The sequence below is a fragment of the unidentified bacterial endosymbiont genome, assembly GCF_918797525.1.
GTDB lineage: Bacteria > Pseudomonadota > Gammaproteobacteria > Enterobacterales > Enterobacteriaceae > Enterobacter.
The window spans coordinates 26,997-46,743 of the sequence record NZ_OU963893.1 but is presented as its reverse complement, the minus strand read 5'-3'; the positions used below and the strand labels follow the sequence as shown (position 1 = coordinate 46,743).

Sequence of the window (19,747 nt, the reverse complement as noted above, 5' to 3'; positions counted from 1 at the left end):
CTTTTATTAACGACGTGCCATCATTTCGTCGACGATTTCGCCTAAACGTTGTAATTTCGGTACAGAAATATCGCGGAGCATCAGTTCGGTATCAGGCAGGCCCACCACGGAAGACCAGACTGCACGCCCGGCCAGAAAGCCGGAAGCGCCTGCGGTCATCGCGACCCGTACCGCGCGCGGGAACAGTTTTTCATCTACACCGGAAGAGAGGATCACCCATGGCATATTGATGTGCTCGCCCAGACGTTGAGAGGCGGCGAGAAGTTCTTGTTGTGTGCCTTTACCCTGCAGCGGCATTTCAACTTTGTAGAGATCGGCGCCGCTATTACCCAATTCTTTCGCCGCATTAATGATTGCCTGCTCACGATCGAACTTATCGCCACGGCGCGGTGGACGCACGACCGGCTCGATGATGCTTACCAGCCCGTTGCTGTGGCACAGTTCGTTGAACTCTTTTACCCTATCCAGACGCTGCTGCGCATCTTCGTCGCTGCGCCATAGCACCAGTAATTTCAGCGCCTTGCCGCCGTCCTGTTTCACAATCTGCGGATTGATATTTTTATCAATAACCACGCTATCTACCGGGATCCCATTCCCTGGGATGAACTCATCGGCGGCAACGATCATGGCGCAGCTTTTTGCAATTGCGTGTTGCTCAACCACCTGGGGATAGCAGAACTGCTGATCGACCAGGATAGCGGACGCGTAGGGGGAGAGAATTTTCGCCGCGTTGACTTTAAAATCGGTCAACACGCTATCGGTAACGGGTGATGTTGCACCAGCAGCGGCAAACATCAGACGCATCGCTTCACGTTGATCGACGGCCAACATGGCAAAACCGCCGGATGCGCGCGTAATGTCTTTGATGGTGTACTTATTCATTCAATTTTCCTTTATCCAGTCGTTATATTTTTACTTTGGCGGGTAAGCCGGCGCTGAGGCGGGCCTGTTCCAGAACGGCAGACCAGTCCTGACGCCCACGACCTGCAGCGCGAGCCTGGCTATAGACTTCGCGAGAAGCGGCGCCGAGCGGCAGAGGAACGTGCAGTTGATTGGCGACATCCAGCGCGATGCCAAGATCCTTGTGAGCAAGATCGATCATGAAGGCCGGAGAAAGATCGCCCTTCAGCACCTTGTTCGGCCAGGAGGTCGTGAAATGCCCTTTACCTGCCGCAGTACCGCTCATCACGCTGACGGCGACGTCAAAAGGCAGCTTTAACGCTTCGCACAGAACGGCGGCTTCAGCGGACAGTGCGTTAAGAGCAATACTCATAAAGTTATTGATTAGTTTGACGCGGATACCCATTCCCGGACCGCCCGCGTTAATCAGCTCGCTCCCCATCGCCATCAGAATGGGCGTAGCGCGCGTGACTTGCTCTGCACTGCCGCCTGCCAGCAACAGCAGCGTGCCGGAAATCGCGTTTTCGGAAGTCCGTCCGACAGGAACGTCCATCAGGCTGAAGCCTTTAGCGTGCATATCCGCGATCAACTTGTCGGTTTGCAGTGGATGGATCGTGGACATATCGATGACCAGCGATTCAGGAGCTAACGCTTCGCAAACGCCGTGCTCGTCAAACAACACGCTACGGACTAAATCGCCATTGGGCAGCATGGTGATGACAAACTCCGCGCCTTTTGCGGCATCTGCGGGTGTGGTAACCGGCGTGGCACCTTTTTCTACCAGCCGCTGGATAGCCTCAGGGTTGACGTCAAAGACGTTGACCTGGTGGCCCTGCTTGAGCAAATTGCCTGCCATAGGGGATCCCATTTGCCCTAAGCCGATAAATCCGATAACTGCCATAACGTTCTCCTGAGACATGAATGTCATTTTTTGTCATTTTAGACGGTCCGGTTTTGTCTGATTTTGATCGTATTTGTAATTTATGGTCAAAAAATTGACAGTCGTCACTTTTTAAACATTTTGTGGAATTAAAATATGTTCATCGCAAAATGACTAAGGAATGACCATGCTTCGTGTTGCTTGTGTAGGTATTACCGTGATGGATCGTATTTATTACGTGGAGGGGTTACCGACGGAAGGCGGTAAATATGTGGCTAAAAATTATACTGAGGTAGGCGGTGGCCCGGCGGCGACGGCAGCCGTGGCGGCGGCGCATCTGGGTGCGCAGGTCGATTTTATTGGCCGCGTTGGGGATGACGCTACCGGCATAAGCCTGCTGGCGGAACTGGAGTCTCATGGGGTTAACACCCGCTTTACCCGACGCTATGAAAAGGCAAAATCATCACAGTCAGCGATTATGGTCGATGAAAAAGGGGAGCGGATTATTATCAACTACCCCAGCCCGGACCTACTGAACGATGCAGAATGGTTAAACGATATTGATTTCAGCCAGTGGGATATCGTGCTGGCGGATGTGCGTTGGCATGAAGGCGCGAAAAGGGCCTTTACGCTGGCGCGCCAGGCGGGCGTTACGACGGTGCTGGACGGTGATATTACGCCGCAGGATATCTGCGAGTTGGTGGCATTAAGCGATCACGCGGCGTTTTCGGAGCCCGGCCTGGCACGATTAACCGGCGTGAAAGATAGGGGCAGCGCGTTAAAACAAGCACAAACGCTCACAAATGGTCATGTGTACGTTACGTGCGGCAGTGAAGGCTGCGACTGGATTGAACATGGCGAGCGTCAGCATCAACCCGCTTTTACCGTAGATGTTGTTGATACAACCGGCGCGGGTGATGTTTTCCATGGTGCTTTGGCATTCAGCCTGGCCTCAGGGATGAGGCTTACGGACGCCGTACGCTTCGCCAGTGCCGTAGCGGCGCTGAAGTGTACAAAACCCGGAGGGCGTGCAGGCATTCCCGACTGTGATCAAACCCGCTCTTTTTTGTCACTTTTTGTATAAAATGCGGGGCGTGATGGTATTCAAAGGACAGCCCATGAGTCTTACCGAATTGACCGGTAACCCGCGTCATGACCAACTTCTCACGCTGATTGCCGAGCGTGGCTATATGAACATTGATGAACTGGCGCAACTGCTCGATGTCTCTACGCAAACCATTCGTCGCGATATCCGCAAGCTGAGCGATCAGGGGCTCATCACGCGTCACCACGGTGGCGCGGGCAGAGCCTCCAGCGTCGTTAACACGGCGTTTGAGCAGCGCGAAGTCTCACTCACGGAAGAAAAACGGGCGATTGCCGAAGCCATCGCTGATTATATTCCTGATGGTTCAACGATTTTCATCACCATTGGCACTACGGTAGAGCACGTGGCGCGTGCGCTGCTTAACCATAATCATCTGCGTATCATTACTAACAGTCTGCGGGTGGCACATGTTCTCTACAAGAATCCGCGTTTTGAAGTGATGGTCCCCGGCGGTACGCTGCGCCCGCACAACGGGGGAATTATCGGCCCGTCGGCAACGGCGTTTGTGTCCGGCTTTCGGGCGGATTACCTGGTCACAAGCGTAGGCGCTATAGAGCAAGATGGCGCAATGATGGAGTTTGATGTCAACGAAGCCAGCGTGGTGAAAACGATGATGGCGCACGCCCGGCATATTTTACTGGCGGCCGATCATACGAAATATCACGCCTCTGCTGCCGTCGAAATTGGTAACGTCGCCCAGGCGACGGCGCTTTTTACCGATGAACTCCCCGGCTCTGTTCTGCAAAACCATCTTAAATCCAGCAAGGTCGAGCTAGTCGAGGTCAATTCCAGCGACGAACAACAGGCGGGCTAATTTTTACCGGCCCGTTTAACGCCTTAAGCTGAATCTGACGCATAGCCAAACCTTATCTTTCCCGCTACAGTTACTTTTCCACGGCGAAAAGGAGATAAACATGCTTTATATCTTTGACTTAGGAAATGTAATCGTCGATATCGATTTTAATCGGGTGCTGGGCGCATGGAGCGATTTCAGCCGTGTGCCGCTGGCGACGCTAAAACAGAGTTTCACCATGGGTGAGACCTTTCATCAGCATGAGCGCGGTGAAATTAGCGACGAAACGTTCGCGGAACGTTTCTGTCAGGAGATGGATCTACCGTTAAGCTACGAACAGTTTTCCCACGGCTGGCAGGCAGTCTTTGTTGCGATCCGCCCGGAAGTCATCGGCATCATGCAGAAACTGCGCGAGCAGGGGCATCGCGTGGTGGTGCTGTCCAATACCAACCGCCTGCATACCACATTCTGGCCAGATGAATACCCTGAAGTGAAAAGCGCTGCCGATAAAATCTATCTCTCTCAGGAGATGGGGATGCGTAAACCCGAAGCGCGGATTTATCAGGCGGTTCTGCAGGCAGAGGGTTACACCGCGGCGGATACAATCTTCTTCGACGACAATACCGACAATATAGAAGGCGCGAACCAGCTGGGGATCACGTCAATTCTGGTGACAGGAAAAGAGACCATACCGAACTATTTTGCGAAGCAGTTATGCTAAAAAATGTTCATCAACACGCCACGCACCATACCCGGCCTCTCAGGGCGTGGCTAAAACTGCTCTGGCATCGCATTGATGAGGACAACATGACGACGCTGGCGGGTAACCTCGCGTATGTGTCGTTGCTCTCATTAGTGCCGCTGGTGGCGGTTATCTTTGCCCTTTTTTCAGCCTTTCCGATGTTTGCAGAAGTCAGCCTGCAGCTTCGTCATTTCGTTTTTGCGAATTTTATTCCTGCCACCGGCGATGTCATTCAGAACTACATTGAGCAATTTGTTGCCAACTCCAACAAGATGACGGCGGTAGGGGCGTGCGGCCTTATCGTGACGGCGCTGCTTCTGATGTATGCCATCGATAGTGCGCTTAACACCATCTGGCGGAGTAAAAAAGCGCGCCCAAAGGTTTACTCCTTCGCGGTGTACTGGATGATTTTGACGCTGGGGCCGCTGCTGGCAGGCGCGAGTCTGGCCATCAGTTCGTATCTCCTTTCGCTGCGCTGGGCCAGCGATCTCAACACCGTTATCGATAACACCCTGCGACTCTTCCCGCTAATCCTCTCGTGGCTCTCTTTCTGGCTACTGTATAGCGTTGTCCCCACCACGCGCGTACCCAACCGTGATGCGGTCGTCGGCGCGCTGGTGGCGGCCATGCTCTTTGAGCTGGGTAAAAAAGGCTTCGCACTGTACATCACCATGTTCCCGTCGTATCAGTTGATTTACGGCGTGCTGGCAGTGATCCCCATCTTGTTTGTCTGGGTTTACTGGACCTGGTGTATCGTCTTGCTTGGTGCCGAAATAACTGTCACTCTCGGGGAATACCGCGAACTAAAAAAAGCAGCGATAGCTGAAAAACAACAAGAAGCAGACCAATCATGATTGCATTGATTCAACGCGTAACCCGTGCCAGCGTCACTGTGGGGGATGAGGTGACGGGTGAAATTGGCTCAGGACTTTTGGTGTTATTAGGTGTCGAAAGGGATGACGATGAGCAAAAAGCCAACCGCTTGTGCGAGCGCGTATTGGGCTATCGTATCTTTAGCGATGCAGAAGGCAAGATGAACCTCAATGTCAAGCAGGCGGGTGGCAGCGTGCTGGTGGTGTCGCAATTTACGCTGGCCGCAGACACCGGGCGCGGCATGCGCCCGGGTTTCTCCAGGGGGGCTGCGCCGGATCGAGCGCAAGCGCTTTATGCGTATTTTGCAGCGCGTTGTCGGCAACAGGAAATAAATACGCAAACCGGACGATTCGCTGCAGACATGCAGGTATCGCTGGTGAACGATGGCCCCGTCACCTTCTGGCTCCAGGTATGAGCCTGCTGGCGGCGCGGCCGCGGGGCACAAGAGAGAGTACCGCTATGTATCACCTTCGAGTACCGCAAACAGAAGAAGAGTTAGACGTTTATTACCAGTTCCGCTGGGAAATGCTGCGCAAGCCGTTACATCAACCCAAAGGGTCTGAGCGCGACGGCTGGGATGCGATGGCGCATCACCAGATGGTGGTGGATGAAGAGGGCAATCTCGTCGCCGTTGGGCGTTTGTATATTAATGCGGATAACGAAGCTTCTATTCGCTTTATGGCGGTTCATCCCTCGGTGCAGGACAAAGGACTGGGGACGTTAATGGCGATGACCCTGGAGTCCGTGGCCCGCCAGGAAGGGGTAAAACGCGTCACCTGCAGCGCGCGTGAAGATGCCGTCGAGTTCTTTGCCAAGCTCGGATTTGTCAATCAGGGCGAAATTACAGCCCCGCAGACCACGCCGATTCGTCACTTTCTGATGATCAAACCTATTGCGACGCTGGACGACATTCTGCACCGTGCCGACTGGTGCGGGCAGTTGCAACAGGCGTGGTATGAGCATATTCCGCTCAGTGAAAAGATGGGCGTACGTATTCAGCAGTACACCGGGCAAAAATTCATCACCACCATGCCGGAAGCCGGCAATCAGAATCCGCATCACACCTTATTTGCCGGAAGTCTCTTCTCGCTGGCTACGCTCACCGGGTGGGGGCTCATCTGGTTAATGCTGCGCGAGCGCCATCTGGGGGGCACCATCATTCTGGCAGATGCCCACATTCGTTATAGCGCGCCGATCAGCGGCAAGCCAGGCGCGGTTGCCGATCTCGGCGCACTGGGTGGCGATCTCGACCGCCTGGCACGTGGCCGTAAAGCGCGCGTGCAGATGCAGGTTGAGCTGTTTGGTGATGAAACGCCGGGTGCGGTGTTTGAAGGAACTTACATTGTTCTCCCTGCTAAGCCGTATGGCGCGTATGAAGAGGGTGGGAACGAGGAGGAATAGGTTAAGCTTCTGGAAGACGGCTCGCAAAAGTGTTCGCCATTTTCAAATTGTCCTTTAACCCTAAATTTACCAAGCGTATTTTGCCTGAAAATTAATCACAGATGATATGCTAAGGTGATATATGAGTCTTATGGCGAATTTTGAAATGGGCAGAATACTGATTGATTTGTCTGATGACGTTATTCAACGGCTGGATGACCTAAAGCAGCTATATAACCAGCCACGTGCCGAATTGCTACGGGAAGCCATTGAACAATATCTCGACAGCAGAGTTCTTCGGTAATTCGCGATGCACTTGGTTTGTGGGGAAATCAGCAAGAAGATGGGCTGGAGTACGAACGCAAGCTGCGTGAGGAGTGGTAACAATGGAACACATGGCAGTGTTTGATACCAATATTCTCATCGATCTCTTTAACAATCGCGTAGAGGCTGCCGATACGATCGATCGCACGGCCTTGCATCGGGCGATTAGCCTTATCACGTGGATGGGGGTCATGGTCGGCGCGCGCAGGCACGGTTATGAAGCGAAAACGGCAGCCATGATGGGCGCTTTTGAAATTATTGATGTGTCTCGTGATATCGCTGAAAGAAGCGTTGTGCTTCGTGAGAAACACGGGATGAAACTGCCTGATGCCATCATTTTGGCCACTGCCCAGAGCAGAAATTGTCCCCTGATGTCGCGCAATACCAAAGACTTTGCCGGAATTGCCGGGGGTTGTTTCCCCTTACCAGCTATAGGCCGGGCAAGCTTGCGCCGCCCGGCACGGTTACTGGAGATTACTCCCCTTCACCCGGGAACAGGAACGGGTTAATTGAGCTGCGGGCAAAGCCCTCCTGCTCCATTTTTGCGTCCAGAATCAGCGAGGCGAGGTCGTCGGCCACGGCTTCGACTTTCGGGTCTTTTTCCTGATACAGAATCTTCAGGTAAGTGCCGCAATCGCCGCAGCTTTCCGCTTTCACCGCCGCGTCTTCGTTTTCCAGCGACCAGTAGTTGAGATCGCGGGTCTGTTCGCAGTTACTGCATTTAATGCGTACCACGTGCCACTCGGTTTCACACAGGTTGCAGTGCAGGTAGCGCAGCCCCTGAGTGGTACCAATTTGCACCATGCTCGATACAGGCATTGAGCCGCACACCGGGCAGAACTGGCGCGCTTCGCCGTACTCAGCGCGGGCTTTGCCCGGGATCAGGCCCGCCATTTGCGCCCAGTAGAGCGACAGCGCAGCCCAGATAAATGGCGCTTTATCGCTGCTCACCAGGGAGAAATCAGACGCAAACAGCGCGTTCGCCATCTCTTCCAGCTCTTGTTCGGACGCTTTTTCCAGGTTCTCGATGACCGCCAGCGCGGTGCCGCTCATCTCGGGTTTTAGCTCGGCAATCAGGGAATTCAGCAGTTTGTGCCAGTGCTTATCGCGCGGCAATACGTGAATATCCAGCGGCGGTTTACCCTGGGAATTGGCTTCTTTAATGCGAGCCGTCAGGTCCATTTGCAGCGGGTGGTCATACAACACCACTTCCTGCGCATGGGCAACCAGCGCGGCAAAACGCAGAAAATCGCCCAGCGGGTTATTCTCTGCCAGCTCGCGCAGACGCTCTGCGCGGCGGTTGTAGAGGTTCTTGAGTCTGGGGAATAACAACGGCGGAATGTAATCCGCCGTGCGTTTCTCGCTCGAACCCAGCTCATCTTGCGGGATTATGCGAATACTCATTCAGATGACTTTTCCTGTTTCTGGCGGACTTCACGGTACCAGCGCGGGTGATGTTTCTTCGCCCATGTGCTGGTTACCCATCCTTCCACCATCGCGGTTATGGTGCCTTTCACCCAAAGGGCGGCGTAGATATGCACCATGATAACCACAATTAACGCCACTGCGGCAAATGAATGCAGCATCAGCGCGAATCGGATCACCGGGATTGAGAAAGCAGGCGCAAAATACGGACGCCAGATGATCACGCCGCTCACCAGCAACAGCACCAGGAAGATAATCGCCGCCCAGAATACGCATTTCTGGCCGAAGTTATAACGCCCGGTATCACCTACTTCCTCGTTGACAACGATCTTACGAATATTCTTCGCCCAAAAGATATCATCCCGATTGATTAGATTGTGGTGCCAGTAACGAAAAAACATGATGATGAACGAGGCAAACATCACCACACCCACGAACGGGTGTAGTATACGCGCCAGCTGTGGTGTCCCCATGATCTGCATCAGCCAGTTGAAGGACGGGAAGAAGAATCCCAGCCCGCTTATCGCCGCCAGCATGAAGCAGAAAGCGGTGATCCAGTGGTTGATACGTTCCGGCGCCGTGTAGCGCACGATGGTGTCACGTTTTCTCATTTGCGCACCTCGTCTTTCTCTTCATGCAGGTTGTCGTCTTCCTCTTCCGCGCGGTTCGGACCGACGCCGACGTAGTGGAAGATGCTGGCGGCGAAGGTGGCCGCAAATCCGACCGCGGCCAGTGGTTTCCAGATGCCTTTCCAGAACTTAACCGTAGCACTGATTTCCGGGTTCTCCGGCAGACCGTGATACAGATTCGGTTTGTCGGCATGGTGCAGCACGTACATCACGTGCGTACCGCCAACGCCGGCCGGATCGTACAGGCCTGCGTTATCGTAACCGCGGGTTTTCAGCTCGGTGACGCGCTCGCCCGCCAGTGTTTTCATATCCTCTTTAGAACCAAAGTGGATAGCACCGGTTGGGCAGGTCTTCACGCACGCAGGCTCCTGGCCGACATTGACACGGTCAACGCACAGCGTACATTTGTAGACGCGGTTGTCTTCCGGGTTCATGCGCGGGACGTCGAACGGACAGCCCGCGATGCAGTAGCCGCAGCCGATGCACTGCTCGGACTGGAAGTCGACGATGCCGTTGGCATACTGAATGATAGCCCCTTCTGACGGACATGCCTTCAGGCAGCCCGGATCCGCACAGTGCATACAGCCATCTTTGCGGATAAGCCATTCCAGTTTGTCGTTCTGCTCCACTTCCGAGAAACGCATCACCGTCCAGGACTTGGCGGTCAGATCGGCCGGGTTATCGTACACCCCGACGTTGTGACCCACTTCGTCACGGATGTCGTTCCACTCAGAGCAGGCCACCTGACAGGCTTTACAGCCGATACAGGTGGTCACGTCGATAAGCTTCGCCACTTCCTGCTGGTGGTCCCGCGCCTGAGGCGCGGGCGTGAAACCGTTAGTCGCGGAACGACGGATAATGTCTTGCGATTGATAAGCCATAAGTCGTCTCCGTTACACCTTTTCCACGTTCACGAGGAAGGCCTTGAATTCCGGCGTCTGCGTATTCGCATCACCGACGAATGGCGTCAGGGTGTTCGCAATGAACCCTTTCTTCGCCACGCCTTCATAGCCCCAGTGAATCGGAATACCGATGGTATCCACCTGCTGACCGTGAACGTTTAGCGTACGAATACGCTTGGTCACTACCGCTTTGGCTTTGATGTAGCCACGGTTGGAAGAGACCTTCACGGTATCGCCATGGGCAATGCCGAGCTTGTTCGCCAGCTTCTCGCCGATCTCCACAAACTGTTCCGGCTGCGCGATGGCGTTAAGCAGCGCGTGCTTGGTCCAGTAGTGGAAGTGCTCGGTCAGACGGTAGGTAGTACCCACGTACGGGAACTTGTCCTTTTTACCCAGCGCGTCAAAATCGCCTTTAAAGATGCGGGCTGCCGGGTTAGAGACCACGTTCGGGTGCAGCGGGTTAGTTCCCAGCGGCGTTTCAAACGGCTCGTAGTGTTCCGGGAACGGCCCTTCCGCCATCTTATCAATAGCAAACAGACGTCCCATTCCTTCAGGCTGCATGATAAACGGCCCAACGTCGCTGCCCGGTGCGGCAGTGCTGTAGTCCGGAATATCCACGCCGCCCCATTTCGCGCCGTCCCACTTCAGAAGCTGACGCTTCGGATCCCACGGGTTGCCCTGCGGGTCAGCGGAGGCACGGTTGTAGAGGATGCGGCGGTTCAGCGGCCATGCCCATGCCCAGCCCAGCGTATTCCCCAGACCGGACGGGTCGGCGTTATCGCGGTTGGCCATCTGGTTGCCTTTCGGCGTCCAGCTACCGGCAAAAATCCAGCAGCCGCTTGACGTCGTACCGTCATCACGCAGGTGCGCGAAGGTGCTGAGCTGGTCGCCTTTCTTCGCCAGAACCGCACCGGTCGCCGGGTCGATAACGTCCGCAAGCGCCTTACCGTTGCTCTCCATCGCCACCTCTTCCGGGGATGGATTTTCCGGCGTCGAGTAGTTCCAGGTCATGTTCAGAACCGGTTCAGGGTTGGCACCGCCTTCAGAGGCGTACATCTTACGCAGGCGTAAGAAGATACCGGCCAGGATCTCGCCGTCGTTAAGGGCGATACCCGGGGCGTCCGCGCCTTTCCAGTGCCACTGCAGCCAGCGACCGGAGTTAACAATAGAACCGTTCTCTTCCGCGAAGCAGGTGGACGGCAGACGGAACACTTCGGTCTGAATCGTCGACGGATCGACGTCGTTCGATTCACCGTGGTTCTGCCAGAAGGTCGAGGTCTCGGTATTGAGCGGGTCAATGGTCACCAGGAACTTCAGTTTCGACAGCGACGCCACAACCTTGTTCTTGTTCGGGAACGACGCAACCGGGTTAAAGCCCTGGCAGATATAGCCGTTGACCTGACCCTGGTGCATCATCTCGAAGTACTGCAGAACGTCGTAACCTTTGTCCCACTTCGGCAGCCAGTCAAAGCCCCAGCTATTTTCAGCCGTCGCCTTGTCGCCATAGAAGGCTTTCATCATCGAGACGAAGAACTTCGGATAGTTGCTCCAGTAGTTCACCTGGCCTTCGAGCAGCGGTTTTGGCGTGCTGGCCGTCAGGTAGGTTTGCAGGTCGGTCTGTTTCTCGCCTGGCAGGTTCATATAACCCGTCAGGCTTTGCGACAGCAGCCCGAGGTCGGTCAGACCCTGAATATTGGAGTGGCCGCGCAGGGCGTTCACGCCGCCGCCTGCCATCCCCATGTTGCCGAGCAGGAGCTGAACCATCGCCATGGTACGGATGTTCTGCGCACCGACGGAGTGCTGCGTCCAACCGAGCGCGTACAGGAACGACGCGGTTTTGTCTTTGGCGCTGGTTTCGGCGATAAGCTCACACACCTTCAGGAAGTCAGCCTTCGGCGTCCCACAGATATTTTCGACAACGTCCGATGTATAGCGGGAAACGTGCTCTTTCAGCAAGTTCCACACGCAGCGCGGGTGTTGCAGGGTGGTATCGCGTTTCGCAAAGCCGTTCTCATCCAGCTCGTAGTTCCAGCTGGTCTTATCGTATTTGCGTTTTTCGGCGTCGTAACCGCTGAACAGGCCATCTTCGAAGTGATAATCCTCACGCACGATCAGGCTGGCGTTGGTATAGGCTTCGGTGTATTCGCGGTTGTATTTTTCGTTGGTCATCAGGTACAGCAATACGCCTGACAGGAAAGTGATGTCAGTACCTGAACGAATAGGGGTGTAGAAATCCGCCACTGACGCAGTACGCGTAAAGCGGGGATCGATCACAATCAGTTTAGCACCGTTGTGGATCTTGGCTTCCATCGCCCAGCGGAACCCGACAGGGTGCGCTTCAGCGGCGTTACCGCCCATCACCACGATGAGATTAGCGTTTTTGATGTCGACCCAGTGGTTGGTCATCGCACCGCGACCAAATGTTGGAGCAAGACTTGCTACCGTTGGTCCGTGTCAGACACGCGCCTGGTTGTCGACCGCGAGCATACCGAGTGCGCGCGTAAATTTCTGGGTTAAATAACCGGTTTCGTTGCTGGAGGCGGAGGCGCACAGCATGCCGGTAGAGAGCCAGCGGTTAACCGTCACGCCGTCAGCATTTTTATCAATAAAGTTGGCGTCGCGGTCTTCTTTGATCAGTTTCGCGATACGGTCGAATGCCTCTTCCCAGCTGATTTGCTGCCATTTATCAGAACCTGGCGCGCGATACTCCGGGAATTTCAGGCGGCTTTCCGAGTGGATAAAGTCCACCAGACCTGCCCCTTTTGGGCACAGCGCCCCGCGGTTGACCGGGTGATCCGGGTCGCCTTCGATGTGAAAAATAGACGCTTTGGCATTTTTTGCACCGTCACCGAGGCTATACATCAACAGCCCACAGCCGACGGAGCAGTACGTACAGGTATTACGGGTTTCACGGGTACGCAGCAGTTTGTACTGCCGCGTCTCCGCCAGCGCTACGCCGGGCGCAAAGCCCAGTGCCGCCGCCGTGGTGCCTGCCATACCGCCAGCGCAGATCTTAAAGAACTGCCTTCTGCTGACCTGCATGGGTCACTCCTTGTTCGACATTGCTTATATATGTAGTTTTAACTTCGCGGCATTTATGACCACAAAGGAGAAAATTTGCGTTAACCCCTCATTTCTCCGGGGGATAGCACCAGAATACCACAATGTCGGTAAGCTCGTTCCAGCTGCGTTAAAACAAAGTGAACGTATTATCACTGTGTTGATTATAAAGTGTGATATCGATCACATCATTAACCCTTCATGTTAAAGGGTTGTAGCCTGTGTCCGGTTGCACCTCCCCCAACGGAGTAGATACACTTGATGCTGAAAAATTGATCCATACTATGCGTAAGGTCTGCACTTTGTGATGCAATAGCAGGCTCACCTCCGTGGTTTTTCAGGAATAGCGTTGTGTCTAAACAAAACCGTGTTACCCACTCGTCGCCACTGCCTGCGGGCATTGCGGAACTGTCGGTACACAGACCGCCCCACATTAGCCGTGCGACGCCCGATTTTCTGGCGCAGGAAGTGCCTGTTGCCCTGGTGTATAACGGCATCTCGCATGTGGTGATGATGGCGTCACCGAAAGATCTTGAGCTGTTTGCCATCGGGTTCTCGCTCTCGGAAGGCATTATTGAGCATCCACAGGAGATTTACGGCATGGACGTCGTTGAGACCTGTAATGGTCTTGAGGTGCAGATAGAACTCTCCAGCCGCCGCTTTATGGGGTTAAAAGAGCGTCGTCGCGCGCTAGCCGGGCGAACGGGTTGCGGCGTTTGTGGCGTTGAGCAGCTTAACGATATTGGCAAACCGATAGTCCCGCTGCCCTTTAGCCAAACCTTTAATCTCGCGCATCTCGATACCGCCCTGGGGCACCTCAACGAGGTTCAACCTGTCGGTCAACTCAGCGGCTGCACGCACGCGGCAGCCTGGGTGTTGCCGTCAGGAGAGATTGCCGGGGGACATGAAGACGTTGGCCGCCACGTGGCACTGGATAAACTGCTCGGACGCCGTGTCCGGGAAAACGAAACCTGGCAGCAAGGAGCGGCGCTGGTGTCCAGCCGGGCCAGCTATGAGATGGTGCAGAAATCCGCCATGTGCGGTATCGAAATTCTGTTTGCGGTGTCGGCGGCAACGACGCTCGCGGTTGAGGTGGCCGAGCGTTGCAACCTCACACTGGTGGGATTTTGCAAACCCGGCAGGGCAACAATCTATACCCATCCGCAGCGTTTGATTGTTAATCAATGATTTTGACAAAGAATAGCAAATCCTTCCGCTTTTCGTTGAGGGTGATGAGGGTTAGTATTTGTCTCATCAAGGCACGGTGCCTTACCTAAACAACTTAACGAAAGGATTTATCTCATGAAAAACATCAAAACTTTTGTCGCTGTAATTGCTCTGGCTGCCTCTTTCGGTTCTTTTGCTGCTGAAACCGTCACCGCTACGGCCATGACTATCGACGGAGCTGAAGCGCAGATCGCCGCTCAAGCCCAGGCCGCAGGCGCATCATCTTACAAAATTACCGAAGCGTTTACCGGTAACCGCGTACACATGACGGCGGAACTGAATAAATAAGCGTAAAGCTACTGTTGAAAGAGCGCCCCGAGGGCGCTTTTTTCGTATCAGAAGTAACGCATTAGTTCAGGTTGTAGCGAAATCCTAATCTTATTTGATACTCGCTAACTTTATCACCCTTATCATTTTTGGTTTTATCAAGATAACCCAGTTCGGTATAGGGGATAAATCTATCGCTAACCTGATAAGATATAATAAAGTTGTGCTGTAATGTGTGTCTCTTATCATTTTTATAATAGTATTGCGTGTCGGCAACTTTCTGATAAAAGGTCGGGTTATACTGGATTTTAAATTTATCGGTAACGTTTTTTGTGATGTAAAGATCGATACGATGTTCAGCCTGACGATCCCAGTTTTTATCTACATCTTTGCTGAAATAGGTCCAGTAATTGTAACGATAACGAATGGCCGTGGTAAATGTTGGATCCCAACGATAACCCAGCTCCAGATAAGGGTCAACCTGGCTTCCTGCTGACTCCCAGTGCCAAACATATCCAGGAGCAACATAGAAACTTTTATACCAGAAAGAACGGTTCATTTCTATTTCCTGGTAGCTTGCGCTGAACTCATCCATATTTTTACCCATGTTAGAGTCGGTTTCGAAACTCCAGTAGGTACCTTTCAAAATATTATCAGGTTGCTTAATAATGCCTGATAAACGGAACATTTGTAGAAATTTTTTGCTACCTGTACGGTATTGCGTTCGTGAGTTGAACTGAACAGTTGAAAATGGAACATACTTGACAGGAGCTGTAGGTATTGCACAGCTTGCAGGCTCTGTCATAGATTTGTCTACAGCAAATGAATAGTGTGAACAGAAAGTGAAGAAAGTCGCCATAGCGAAAGTATGAATATTTTTATTCATGATAACCATCCGTTTTATTTTGAAAAAGTAACGCTTAATTTATAATTGGTATCAGGAGCAATCCTATGCTTAATCGCCAGCATAGTCGTGCCGGTATTATTTTTCTGTTTATTATCTCCGGGGTAAGTCGATAGTTCAATAAATGAAGCATCTTTATCCGCAGTAATAAATAAGGTCTTACCATTTTTAGTTAATGTTGCTTTGTTTTTATCAATACTGATATTCGCGGTTGTGACCATAGCCCAGCGATATTCATGCTGGCTATTTGATTTCTCAATTTCATCAGTAATTTTTATATGGCTGTCGTCAAGGATTTTATATTGCCGGATGATTTTATTGGCTATTTCAGGATAGGCATTGGTTAAATCAACGGTGATGGTTTTATCCCCATTGGTTGTTAGCGTAGCGGTTCCTTCTGGTGATTGGTTACGATCATCGAAAGTGAGGGTGTTATGACTCAATGTTGAGACTCTGTAATATTTAGGTCTTACACGATTATCAAAATAGCCGGGTAAGTTGTAATAGTCTTTACCCAGGTCTGATGCCCAGCGAATATTATCAAATTCCAGGATAAAAGAACCCAGGTCCTGATGAGCATGGTTTGCCTTGTTAGTTCCAGATTTTACGCCTAAATAGACAGAAGTTGGTTTTTCCTTCTTGTAGACAAAGAGTTCGGATGGACCATGAAACAGAAATGTCTCAGGCGCGTGATTGGGTTCGACTGGCGGTTTTTCCGGGAACCATAACGCATAAAGCGGTAAGAATCTGTCAAATTCACCCCAGGGTTTGTTGGTTTGAGAACGCTGAATTGCCTGTTGCATCTGAGTATTGGATGCGTTAATTATTGTCGGTTGGTTAAATCTTTTACCTAACCAGGCCCACGCCGGGGTGTAGCCCTGATCTTCAACGCCATCGCCGTAGTTAAAACCCTTTCCGGTGATACCTTCTATGGCATAACGATACCATGCTGTTTTTGATAAGACCGGATCGTCAGAGAGTCCGAAATCGCTATTTAGCGCTGTGCTTAGCATTTCCTGAGCGATAACCCGATAAGTCATCCCATAACTCCAGTAAACCGGCCCTTCTGCACTTGCGCCGTCAGGTTTATATGCATCAAGTCCCATTTTCAGTGATGGGATAATATTGTTGAGAAGGCGTGCGGATTTCTCGGGCCAGAAGTCTGCGGTTGCCAGAAGTGCTGCTAAGGTTCCTCCATTACACACTTCATTCCAGTTAGTGGCCCACCAGGGGAACCCAAGACTCGATGCGTGCGGATCTTGTCCCTGATAGGCTTTGATACCCCAATCGATACCGTCAGTAAGGAGTGAGTCGCGTATCATTTGTTGTTGCTTAGGGGTGAGCTGAGAAAAAAGCCAGTCATAGCCAATCGCCTGGGCAAACATCATCTCACCCGCATCCAGATAGCGAGATTTTGCATTCCAGTCAGGAAATTCAGCTATCGCCAGCATCGTATCTACTGCTTTTTTGGCATATTTATCGTCACGGGTAATTTGCCAGGCAAATGCATTATTTAATATGATGTCAATGGCTTTTCTGGATGTGTCTAATAACGACGGAGATGCATCATTACCCGTGAGACGGAACGTTATGGTCTCTTTATTCAGGCTCCGATCGGCTCTTCTGATAATTTCAGAAACTAATGATTTCATCTGCCGATCGGTGTTCATTTTCTGCTTGATGACATCAAAGTCGCCGGCGCTCGCCAAAAGACGAGGGTGCCCTTTATTAAGCCTCGATACCACATTGCTGGCATTGAATATATTTTCAGGACGAAATTGATGGGCTTCAGGTACCGAGGCCAGGGAGAAGTGAGATATCACTACGCTGGTAAGGGCCAGCCCTATTATCGATTTTTTCATGGCATATCCTTGGTGACATTAGTAATGTCACCAAGCATTGCAATCACTGTGCCACTACGTTTAATTACTTATTTATCATATTGTTAATTGCGTTCTGTTGAGGTGTGTAAACACTTTATTAGTGTCCAGAAAAAAATATAGACACAGAATGTGAAATAACGCTTGTTTTTATATATCAGGTGCGATGGGGGTTTTTTTTACGAGCAGGCGCGGGGGCAGGAGATAATATTAACGTCCCTGGCTTAAAGACGGGTAAGGAGATAAGTTGTCCAGTTTTACGTCACTGTGGGTGAATATTCCTCAGAAAGCTCCCTTACGTAAAAGGGAGCTCGTGAAAGGTTAAATAATCCCAACGCCTGCGGCAGCGAAGCCAAAAACAATCAACATAATAAGCACCTTGTTTGGGCTGACCTTTTTATTTAACAGTTTCAGACAGCCCAGTACCAGCACCAGCGGAATGAGCCCGACGCAGATTTTGTCGAGGATCTCCTGCAGCACGAATGGCTGCCCGGCAATAGTGGTTTTAAAGGTGGTAGTGAACTTCACCATGCTGGCGCACATAGCGCCCACCATCATCAAGCCCATCATGGCTGATGCTTTGGTGATGCAGGAAAGCAGGCCTGACTGCGTGGCCTCTGCAATATACCTCGAGCCCAGTCGGTAGCCCATTACACCGCCGTAGTAGCGCAGCAGAAGGCTCGGAATGTTGTAAATCAGCAGAAACAGCAGCGGCCCCAATGGATTCCCTTGCGTAGCCAGGCCGAGAGCAATTCCCGTGGCGATAATACGCAATACGCCATAAAAGAATGAATCACCTACCCCGGCGAAGGGGCCCATCAAGGCCACTTTGATGCCGTTAATACTGGACGTATCAAAACCGGGGTTCGCGGCGTTCTCTTTTTCCATCGATAGCGTCAGGCCCATAATAAACGGCGCAAGATGCTGGTTGGTATTAAAGAACTGGCTATTGCGTTTTAGTGACTCAATATAGCCGTGCGGATCACCGGTGTAGATTTTCTTGAGCAGCGGCGCAAGGATCCAGCCGTAGCTCAGCCCCTCCATGCGGGTGAAGTTCATGGAACCCAGTAGCTGAAACTGGCGGAAAAAAAGCTGACGGAACATCTTTTTCTCGCTCTTGCTGTCATCATGCGCGCTAACCGCGCTGTGTTGGATATCAGTCATTGAAGAATCCATCCTTATCGTCAACTGACGCCGGGGCGGCAGTCGCTGCTTGTTTGTTGGCTTTAAGCTGATTGAACTCGTTTAAGCACAAATACATGGCTACGGAAGCCGCAATAATGGCAATGCCCATGATCGGTAACTGCAAATAGGCAGCCATGGCAAAACCGATAAAGAAGAAGGCGGCGATATTTTTGTTCCATAACGCTTTGAGCAAAATGGCGAAGCCTAGCGCTGGCAGAATGCCGCCGACGGCGGTCATGCCGCGCATCACCGTATCCGGGATACTATCGACCAGGCTACGGATAACGTCGGTGCCAAACAGAATGCCGAAGAAGGCCAGTACCGCGAACGGTACGCCGTAAAACAGCGTCATACCGAGCGTTATGCCAAGTGCGGCACGGTCCCGGCCCGCCTCCAGCAGGGCGTCATATTTCTCAACCAGCCCGGTATAAACCAGCTTCAGGACCTGGTAGACGAAGACCGCCAGCAGGCTGATGGGCAGCGCCAGGGCCACCGCGACGGCGGGTTCCGCGTGTGTCAAAATGGTAAAGGCGGTAGCCAGAACCGAGCCTACCGCCAGATCGGCAGGCACCGAGCCGCCGATGGTGATGGTGCCGAGAAAAATCAGCTCAAGCGTTGCGCCGATGATAATCCCTTGCTGGAAATCTCCCAGCACGAAACCGACCATCGCGGCGCAGATCAGCGGACGTTCAATCAGAGGCTGGCCTAGCGTGTGGTCGGCGAACTTGGCGATATACATCACCAGCGCGACAAGAATTGCGGACGTTAACATGGGAACCTCGCTTAACCCAGCATCTCAATCAGGTTTTTCACCGGATGAGAAGGCAGGACCTGATATTCAACGCTAACGCCGCGGCCGGCGATGGCGTGGAAATCCATTACATCCTCCGGCGTGACGTACACGGTATCGCTAATGCGCGTTTTCGCCGCCAGGTTCTCGGTAATGCGCCCGAAGTTAGCGACGTTCAGGGTTTTTATTTCTGGAACCTGTGCGACCAGACGGCGGGCGTCGGCGGTGTTATTGACGATCACCATAATTTTCATCGCTTCCGAGCGCGGGTCGTTAAGTACATCGCCTGCATCTTTTACCGCCATAATAGCGCACCTGGCGGTATCGGGCGCCGCCATGCGCAGCGACATTTTTTGTACTTCGTTATTCACGATCTGGTCATTGGCGACCAGTATACGGTTCACGCCCAGATGCTTGGTCCAGACGACGGCAACCTGTCCGTGGATCAAACGATCGTCAATTCGTACTAAAGAAATCATGT

At 52.5% G+C, this 19,747-nt stretch carries 19 protein-coding genes and 2 pseudogenes; 10 read left to right on the top strand and 11 right to left on the bottom strand.

The features are described from left to right. Nucleotides 1–6 precede the first annotated feature (6 nt). The gene (gene yihT, locus NL510_RS00260) at nucleotides 7–882 is read right to left on the bottom strand and encodes a sulfofructosephosphate aldolase (protein ID WP_253380666.1); all 876 of its coding nucleotides are present in this window, start codon (nucleotides 880–882) and stop codon (nucleotides 7–9) included. Nucleotides 883–904: 22 nt separating this feature from the next. After that, a complete protein-coding gene (gene yihU, locus NL510_RS00255) occupies nucleotides 905–1,801 on the bottom strand; it encodes a sulfolactaldehyde 3-reductase (RefSeq protein WP_253380664.1) in 897 nt (298 codons plus the stop codon). 166 nt (nucleotides 1,802–1,967) lie between these two features. Between yihU and NL510_RS00250 the strand changes: the two genes are divergently transcribed. The 8 genes and pseudogenes from NL510_RS00250 to NL510_RS00215 all read left to right on the top strand — a co-directional run bounded on the left by NL510_RS00250 (nucleotide 1,968) and on the right by NL510_RS00215 (nucleotide 7,432). Then, nucleotides 1,968–2,864 (top strand): sugar kinase, encoded by an 897-nt coding sequence (locus NL510_RS00250; RefSeq protein ID WP_253380662.1) that lies wholly within the window; start codon nucleotides 1,968–1,970, stop codon nucleotides 2,862–2,864. Nucleotides 2,865–2,898: 34 nt separating this feature from the next. Next, nucleotides 2,899–3,699 carry a DeoR/GlpR family DNA-binding transcription regulator gene (locus NL510_RS00245; protein WP_253380660.1) on the top strand — a complete coding sequence of 267 codons (801 nt, stop codon included), beginning with the start codon at nucleotides 2,899–2,901 and terminating at the stop codon, nucleotides 3,697–3,699. Between the two features lie 100 nt (nucleotides 3,700–3,799). Beyond that, on the top strand, nucleotides 3,800–4,399 hold the full coding sequence (gene yihX / locus NL510_RS00240; protein WP_253380658.1) for a glucose-1-phosphatase: 600 nt from the start codon (nucleotides 3,800–3,802) through the stop codon (nucleotides 4,397–4,399). Further along, on the top strand, nucleotides 4,393–5,274 hold the full coding sequence (locus NL510_RS00235) for a virulence factor BrkB family protein (protein WP_253380657.1): 882 nt from the start codon (nucleotides 4,393–4,395) through the stop codon (nucleotides 5,272–5,274). The genes yihX and NL510_RS00235 overlap by 7 nt, the downstream gene beginning before the upstream one ends. Continuing rightward, a complete protein-coding gene (gene dtd / locus NL510_RS00230) occupies nucleotides 5,271–5,708 on the top strand; it encodes a D-aminoacyl-tRNA deacylase (RefSeq protein ID WP_253380655.1) in 438 nt (145 codons plus the stop codon). The genes NL510_RS00235 and dtd overlap by 4 nt, the downstream gene beginning before the upstream one ends. Nucleotides 5,709–5,752: 44 nt before the next feature. Then, nucleotides 5,753–6,694, top strand: a complete 942-nt coding sequence (fabY, locus tag NL510_RS00225; protein WP_253380651.1) for a fatty acid biosynthesis protein FabY — start codon at nucleotides 5,753–5,755, stop codon at nucleotides 6,692–6,694. A gap of 121 nt (nucleotides 6,695–6,815) precedes the next feature. Then, a pseudogene (locus NL510_RS00220) lies at nucleotides 6,816–7,057 on the top strand (ribbon-helix-helix protein, CopG family). Nucleotides 7,058–7,059: 2 nt separating this feature from the next. Further along, nucleotides 7,060–7,432 (top strand): annotated as a pseudogene (locus NL510_RS00215) (PIN domain-containing protein). 39 nt (nucleotides 7,433–7,471) lie between these two features. Here the strand turns inward: NL510_RS00215 and fdhE are convergent. The 4 genes from fdhE to fdnG are packed head-to-tail and all read right to left on the bottom strand — an operon-like array spanning nucleotide 7,472 to nucleotide 12,995. Beyond that, complete coding sequence (fdhE, locus tag NL510_RS00210) at nucleotides 7,472–8,401, bottom strand: formate dehydrogenase accessory protein FdhE (RefSeq protein ID WP_253380649.1); 930 nt, start codon at nucleotides 8,399–8,401, stop codon at nucleotides 7,472–7,474. Continuing rightward, on the bottom strand, nucleotides 8,398–9,033 hold the full coding sequence (gene fdoI, locus NL510_RS00205; protein ID WP_253380646.1) for a formate dehydrogenase cytochrome b556 subunit: 636 nt from the start codon (nucleotides 9,031–9,033) through the stop codon (nucleotides 8,398–8,400). The genes fdhE and fdoI overlap by 4 nt, the downstream gene beginning before the upstream one ends. Beyond that, entirely contained in the window at nucleotides 9,030–9,932 is a 903-nt protein-coding gene (gene fdxH, locus NL510_RS00200; protein WP_253380644.1) for a formate dehydrogenase subunit beta, read from the bottom strand. Before fdxH ends, fdoI begins: the two co-directional genes overlap by 4 nt. A 12-nt stretch (nucleotides 9,933–9,944) precedes the next feature. Then, the gene (gene fdnG, locus NL510_RS00195; protein ID WP_253380642.1) at nucleotides 9,945–12,995 is read right to left on the bottom strand and encodes a formate dehydrogenase-N subunit alpha; all 3,051 of its coding nucleotides are present in this window, start codon (nucleotides 12,993–12,995) and stop codon (nucleotides 9,945–9,947) included. Between the two features lie 369 nt (nucleotides 12,996–13,364). Here fdnG and fdhD point away from each other — a divergent pair, with 369 nt between their 5' ends. Together fdhD and NL510_RS00185 are read left to right on the top strand one after the other, a co-directional pair. Next, nucleotides 13,365–14,201, top strand: coding sequence for a formate dehydrogenase accessory sulfurtransferase FdhD (gene fdhD, locus NL510_RS00190; protein ID WP_253380640.1), 837 nt, complete (start codon nucleotides 13,365–13,367; stop codon nucleotides 14,199–14,201). A 114-nt stretch (nucleotides 14,202–14,315) separates the two neighbouring features. After that, nucleotides 14,316–14,528 (top strand): YdgH/BhsA/McbA-like domain containing protein, encoded by a 213-nt coding sequence (locus NL510_RS00185; RefSeq protein WP_253380638.1) that lies wholly within the window; start codon nucleotides 14,316–14,318, stop codon nucleotides 14,526–14,528. Nucleotides 14,529–14,589: 61 nt separating this feature from the next. Here NL510_RS00185 and NL510_RS00180 read toward each other — a convergent pair whose 3' ends face one another. From NL510_RS00180 to NL510_RS00160, 5 genes are all read right to left on the bottom strand, one after another. Next, nucleotides 14,590–15,393 carry an oligogalacturonate-specific porin KdgM family protein gene (locus NL510_RS00180; protein ID WP_253380636.1) on the bottom strand — a complete coding sequence of 268 codons (804 nt, stop codon included), beginning with the start codon at nucleotides 15,391–15,393 and terminating at the stop codon, nucleotides 14,590–14,592. A gap of 14 nt (nucleotides 15,394–15,407) precedes the next feature. Then, nucleotides 15,408–17,273 carry a heparinase II/III domain-containing protein gene (locus NL510_RS00175; protein ID WP_253380634.1) on the bottom strand — a complete coding sequence of 622 codons (1,866 nt, stop codon included), beginning with the start codon at nucleotides 17,271–17,273 and terminating at the stop codon, nucleotides 15,408–15,410. Nucleotides 17,274–17,612: 339 nt separating this feature from the next. Beyond that, nucleotides 17,613–18,455: a PTS system mannose/fructose/sorbose family transporter subunit IID gene (locus NL510_RS00170; RefSeq protein ID WP_253380632.1), complete on the bottom strand. Its 843-nt coding sequence runs from the start codon at nucleotides 18,453–18,455 to the stop codon at nucleotides 17,613–17,615. Further along, nucleotides 18,448–19,248, bottom strand: a complete 801-nt coding sequence (locus NL510_RS00165) for a PTS mannose/fructose/sorbose/N-acetylgalactosamine transporter subunit IIC (protein WP_253380628.1) — start codon at nucleotides 19,246–19,248, stop codon at nucleotides 18,448–18,450. Before NL510_RS00165 ends, NL510_RS00170 begins: the two co-directional genes overlap by 8 nt. Nucleotides 19,249–19,259: 11 nt before the next feature. Next, nucleotides 19,260–19,745 (bottom strand): PTS sugar transporter subunit IIB, encoded by a 486-nt coding sequence (locus NL510_RS00160; protein WP_253380626.1) that lies wholly within the window; start codon nucleotides 19,743–19,745, stop codon nucleotides 19,260–19,262. Between the last annotated feature and the right edge of the window lie 2 nt (nucleotides 19,746–19,747).

Coding starts and splice junctions, on each gene's coding strand:
- yihT (WP_253380666.1), bottom strand. CDS start 882: ATGAATAAGTACACCATCAAAGACATTACGCGCGCATCCGGCGGTTTT.
- NL510_RS00165 (WP_253380628.1), bottom strand. CDS start 19,248: ATGTTAACGTCCGCAATTCTTGTCGCGCTGGTGATGTATATCGCCAAG.
- NL510_RS00245 (WP_253380660.1), top strand. CDS start 2,899: ATGAGTCTTACCGAATTGACCGGTAACCCGCGTCATGACCAACTTCTC.
- NL510_RS00185 (WP_253380638.1), top strand. CDS start 14,316: ATGAAAAACATCAAAACTTTTGTCGCTGTAATTGCTCTGGCTGCCTCT.
- yihU (WP_253380664.1), bottom strand. CDS start 1,801: ATGGCAGTTATCGGATTTATCGGCTTAGGGCAAATGGGATCCCCTATG.
- NL510_RS00180 (WP_253380636.1), bottom strand. CDS start 15,393: ATGAATAAAAATATTCATACTTTCGCTATGGCGACTTTCTTCACTTTC.
- yihX (WP_253380658.1), top strand. CDS start 3,800: ATGCTTTATATCTTTGACTTAGGAAATGTAATCGTCGATATCGATTTT.
- NL510_RS00170 (WP_253380632.1), bottom strand. CDS start 18,455: ATGACTGATATCCAACACAGCGCGGTTAGCGCGCATGATGACAGCAAG.
- dtd (WP_253380655.1), top strand. CDS start 5,271: ATGATTGCATTGATTCAACGCGTAACCCGTGCCAGCGTCACTGTGGGG.
- NL510_RS00160 (WP_253380626.1), bottom strand. CDS start 19,745: ATGATTTCTTTAGTACGAATTGACGATCGTTTGATCCACGGACAGGTT.
- fdxH (WP_253380644.1), bottom strand. CDS start 9,932: ATGGCTTATCAATCGCAAGACATTATCCGTCGTTCCGCGACTAACGGT.
- NL510_RS00250 (WP_253380662.1), top strand. CDS start 1,968: ATGCTTCGTGTTGCTTGTGTAGGTATTACCGTGATGGATCGTATTTAT.
- fabY (WP_253380651.1), top strand. CDS start 5,753: ATGTATCACCTTCGAGTACCGCAAACAGAAGAAGAGTTAGACGTTTAT.
- NL510_RS00235 (WP_253380657.1), top strand. CDS start 4,393: ATGCTAAAAAATGTTCATCAACACGCCACGCACCATACCCGGCCTCTC.
- NL510_RS00175 (WP_253380634.1), bottom strand. CDS start 17,273: ATGAAAAAATCGATAATAGGGCTGGCCCTTACCAGCGTAGTGATATCT.
- fdhE (WP_253380649.1), bottom strand. CDS start 8,401: ATGAGTATTCGCATAATCCCGCAAGATGAGCTGGGTTCGAGCGAGAAA.
- fdoI (WP_253380646.1), bottom strand. CDS start 9,033: ATGAGAAAACGTGACACCATCGTGCGCTACACGGCGCCGGAACGTATC.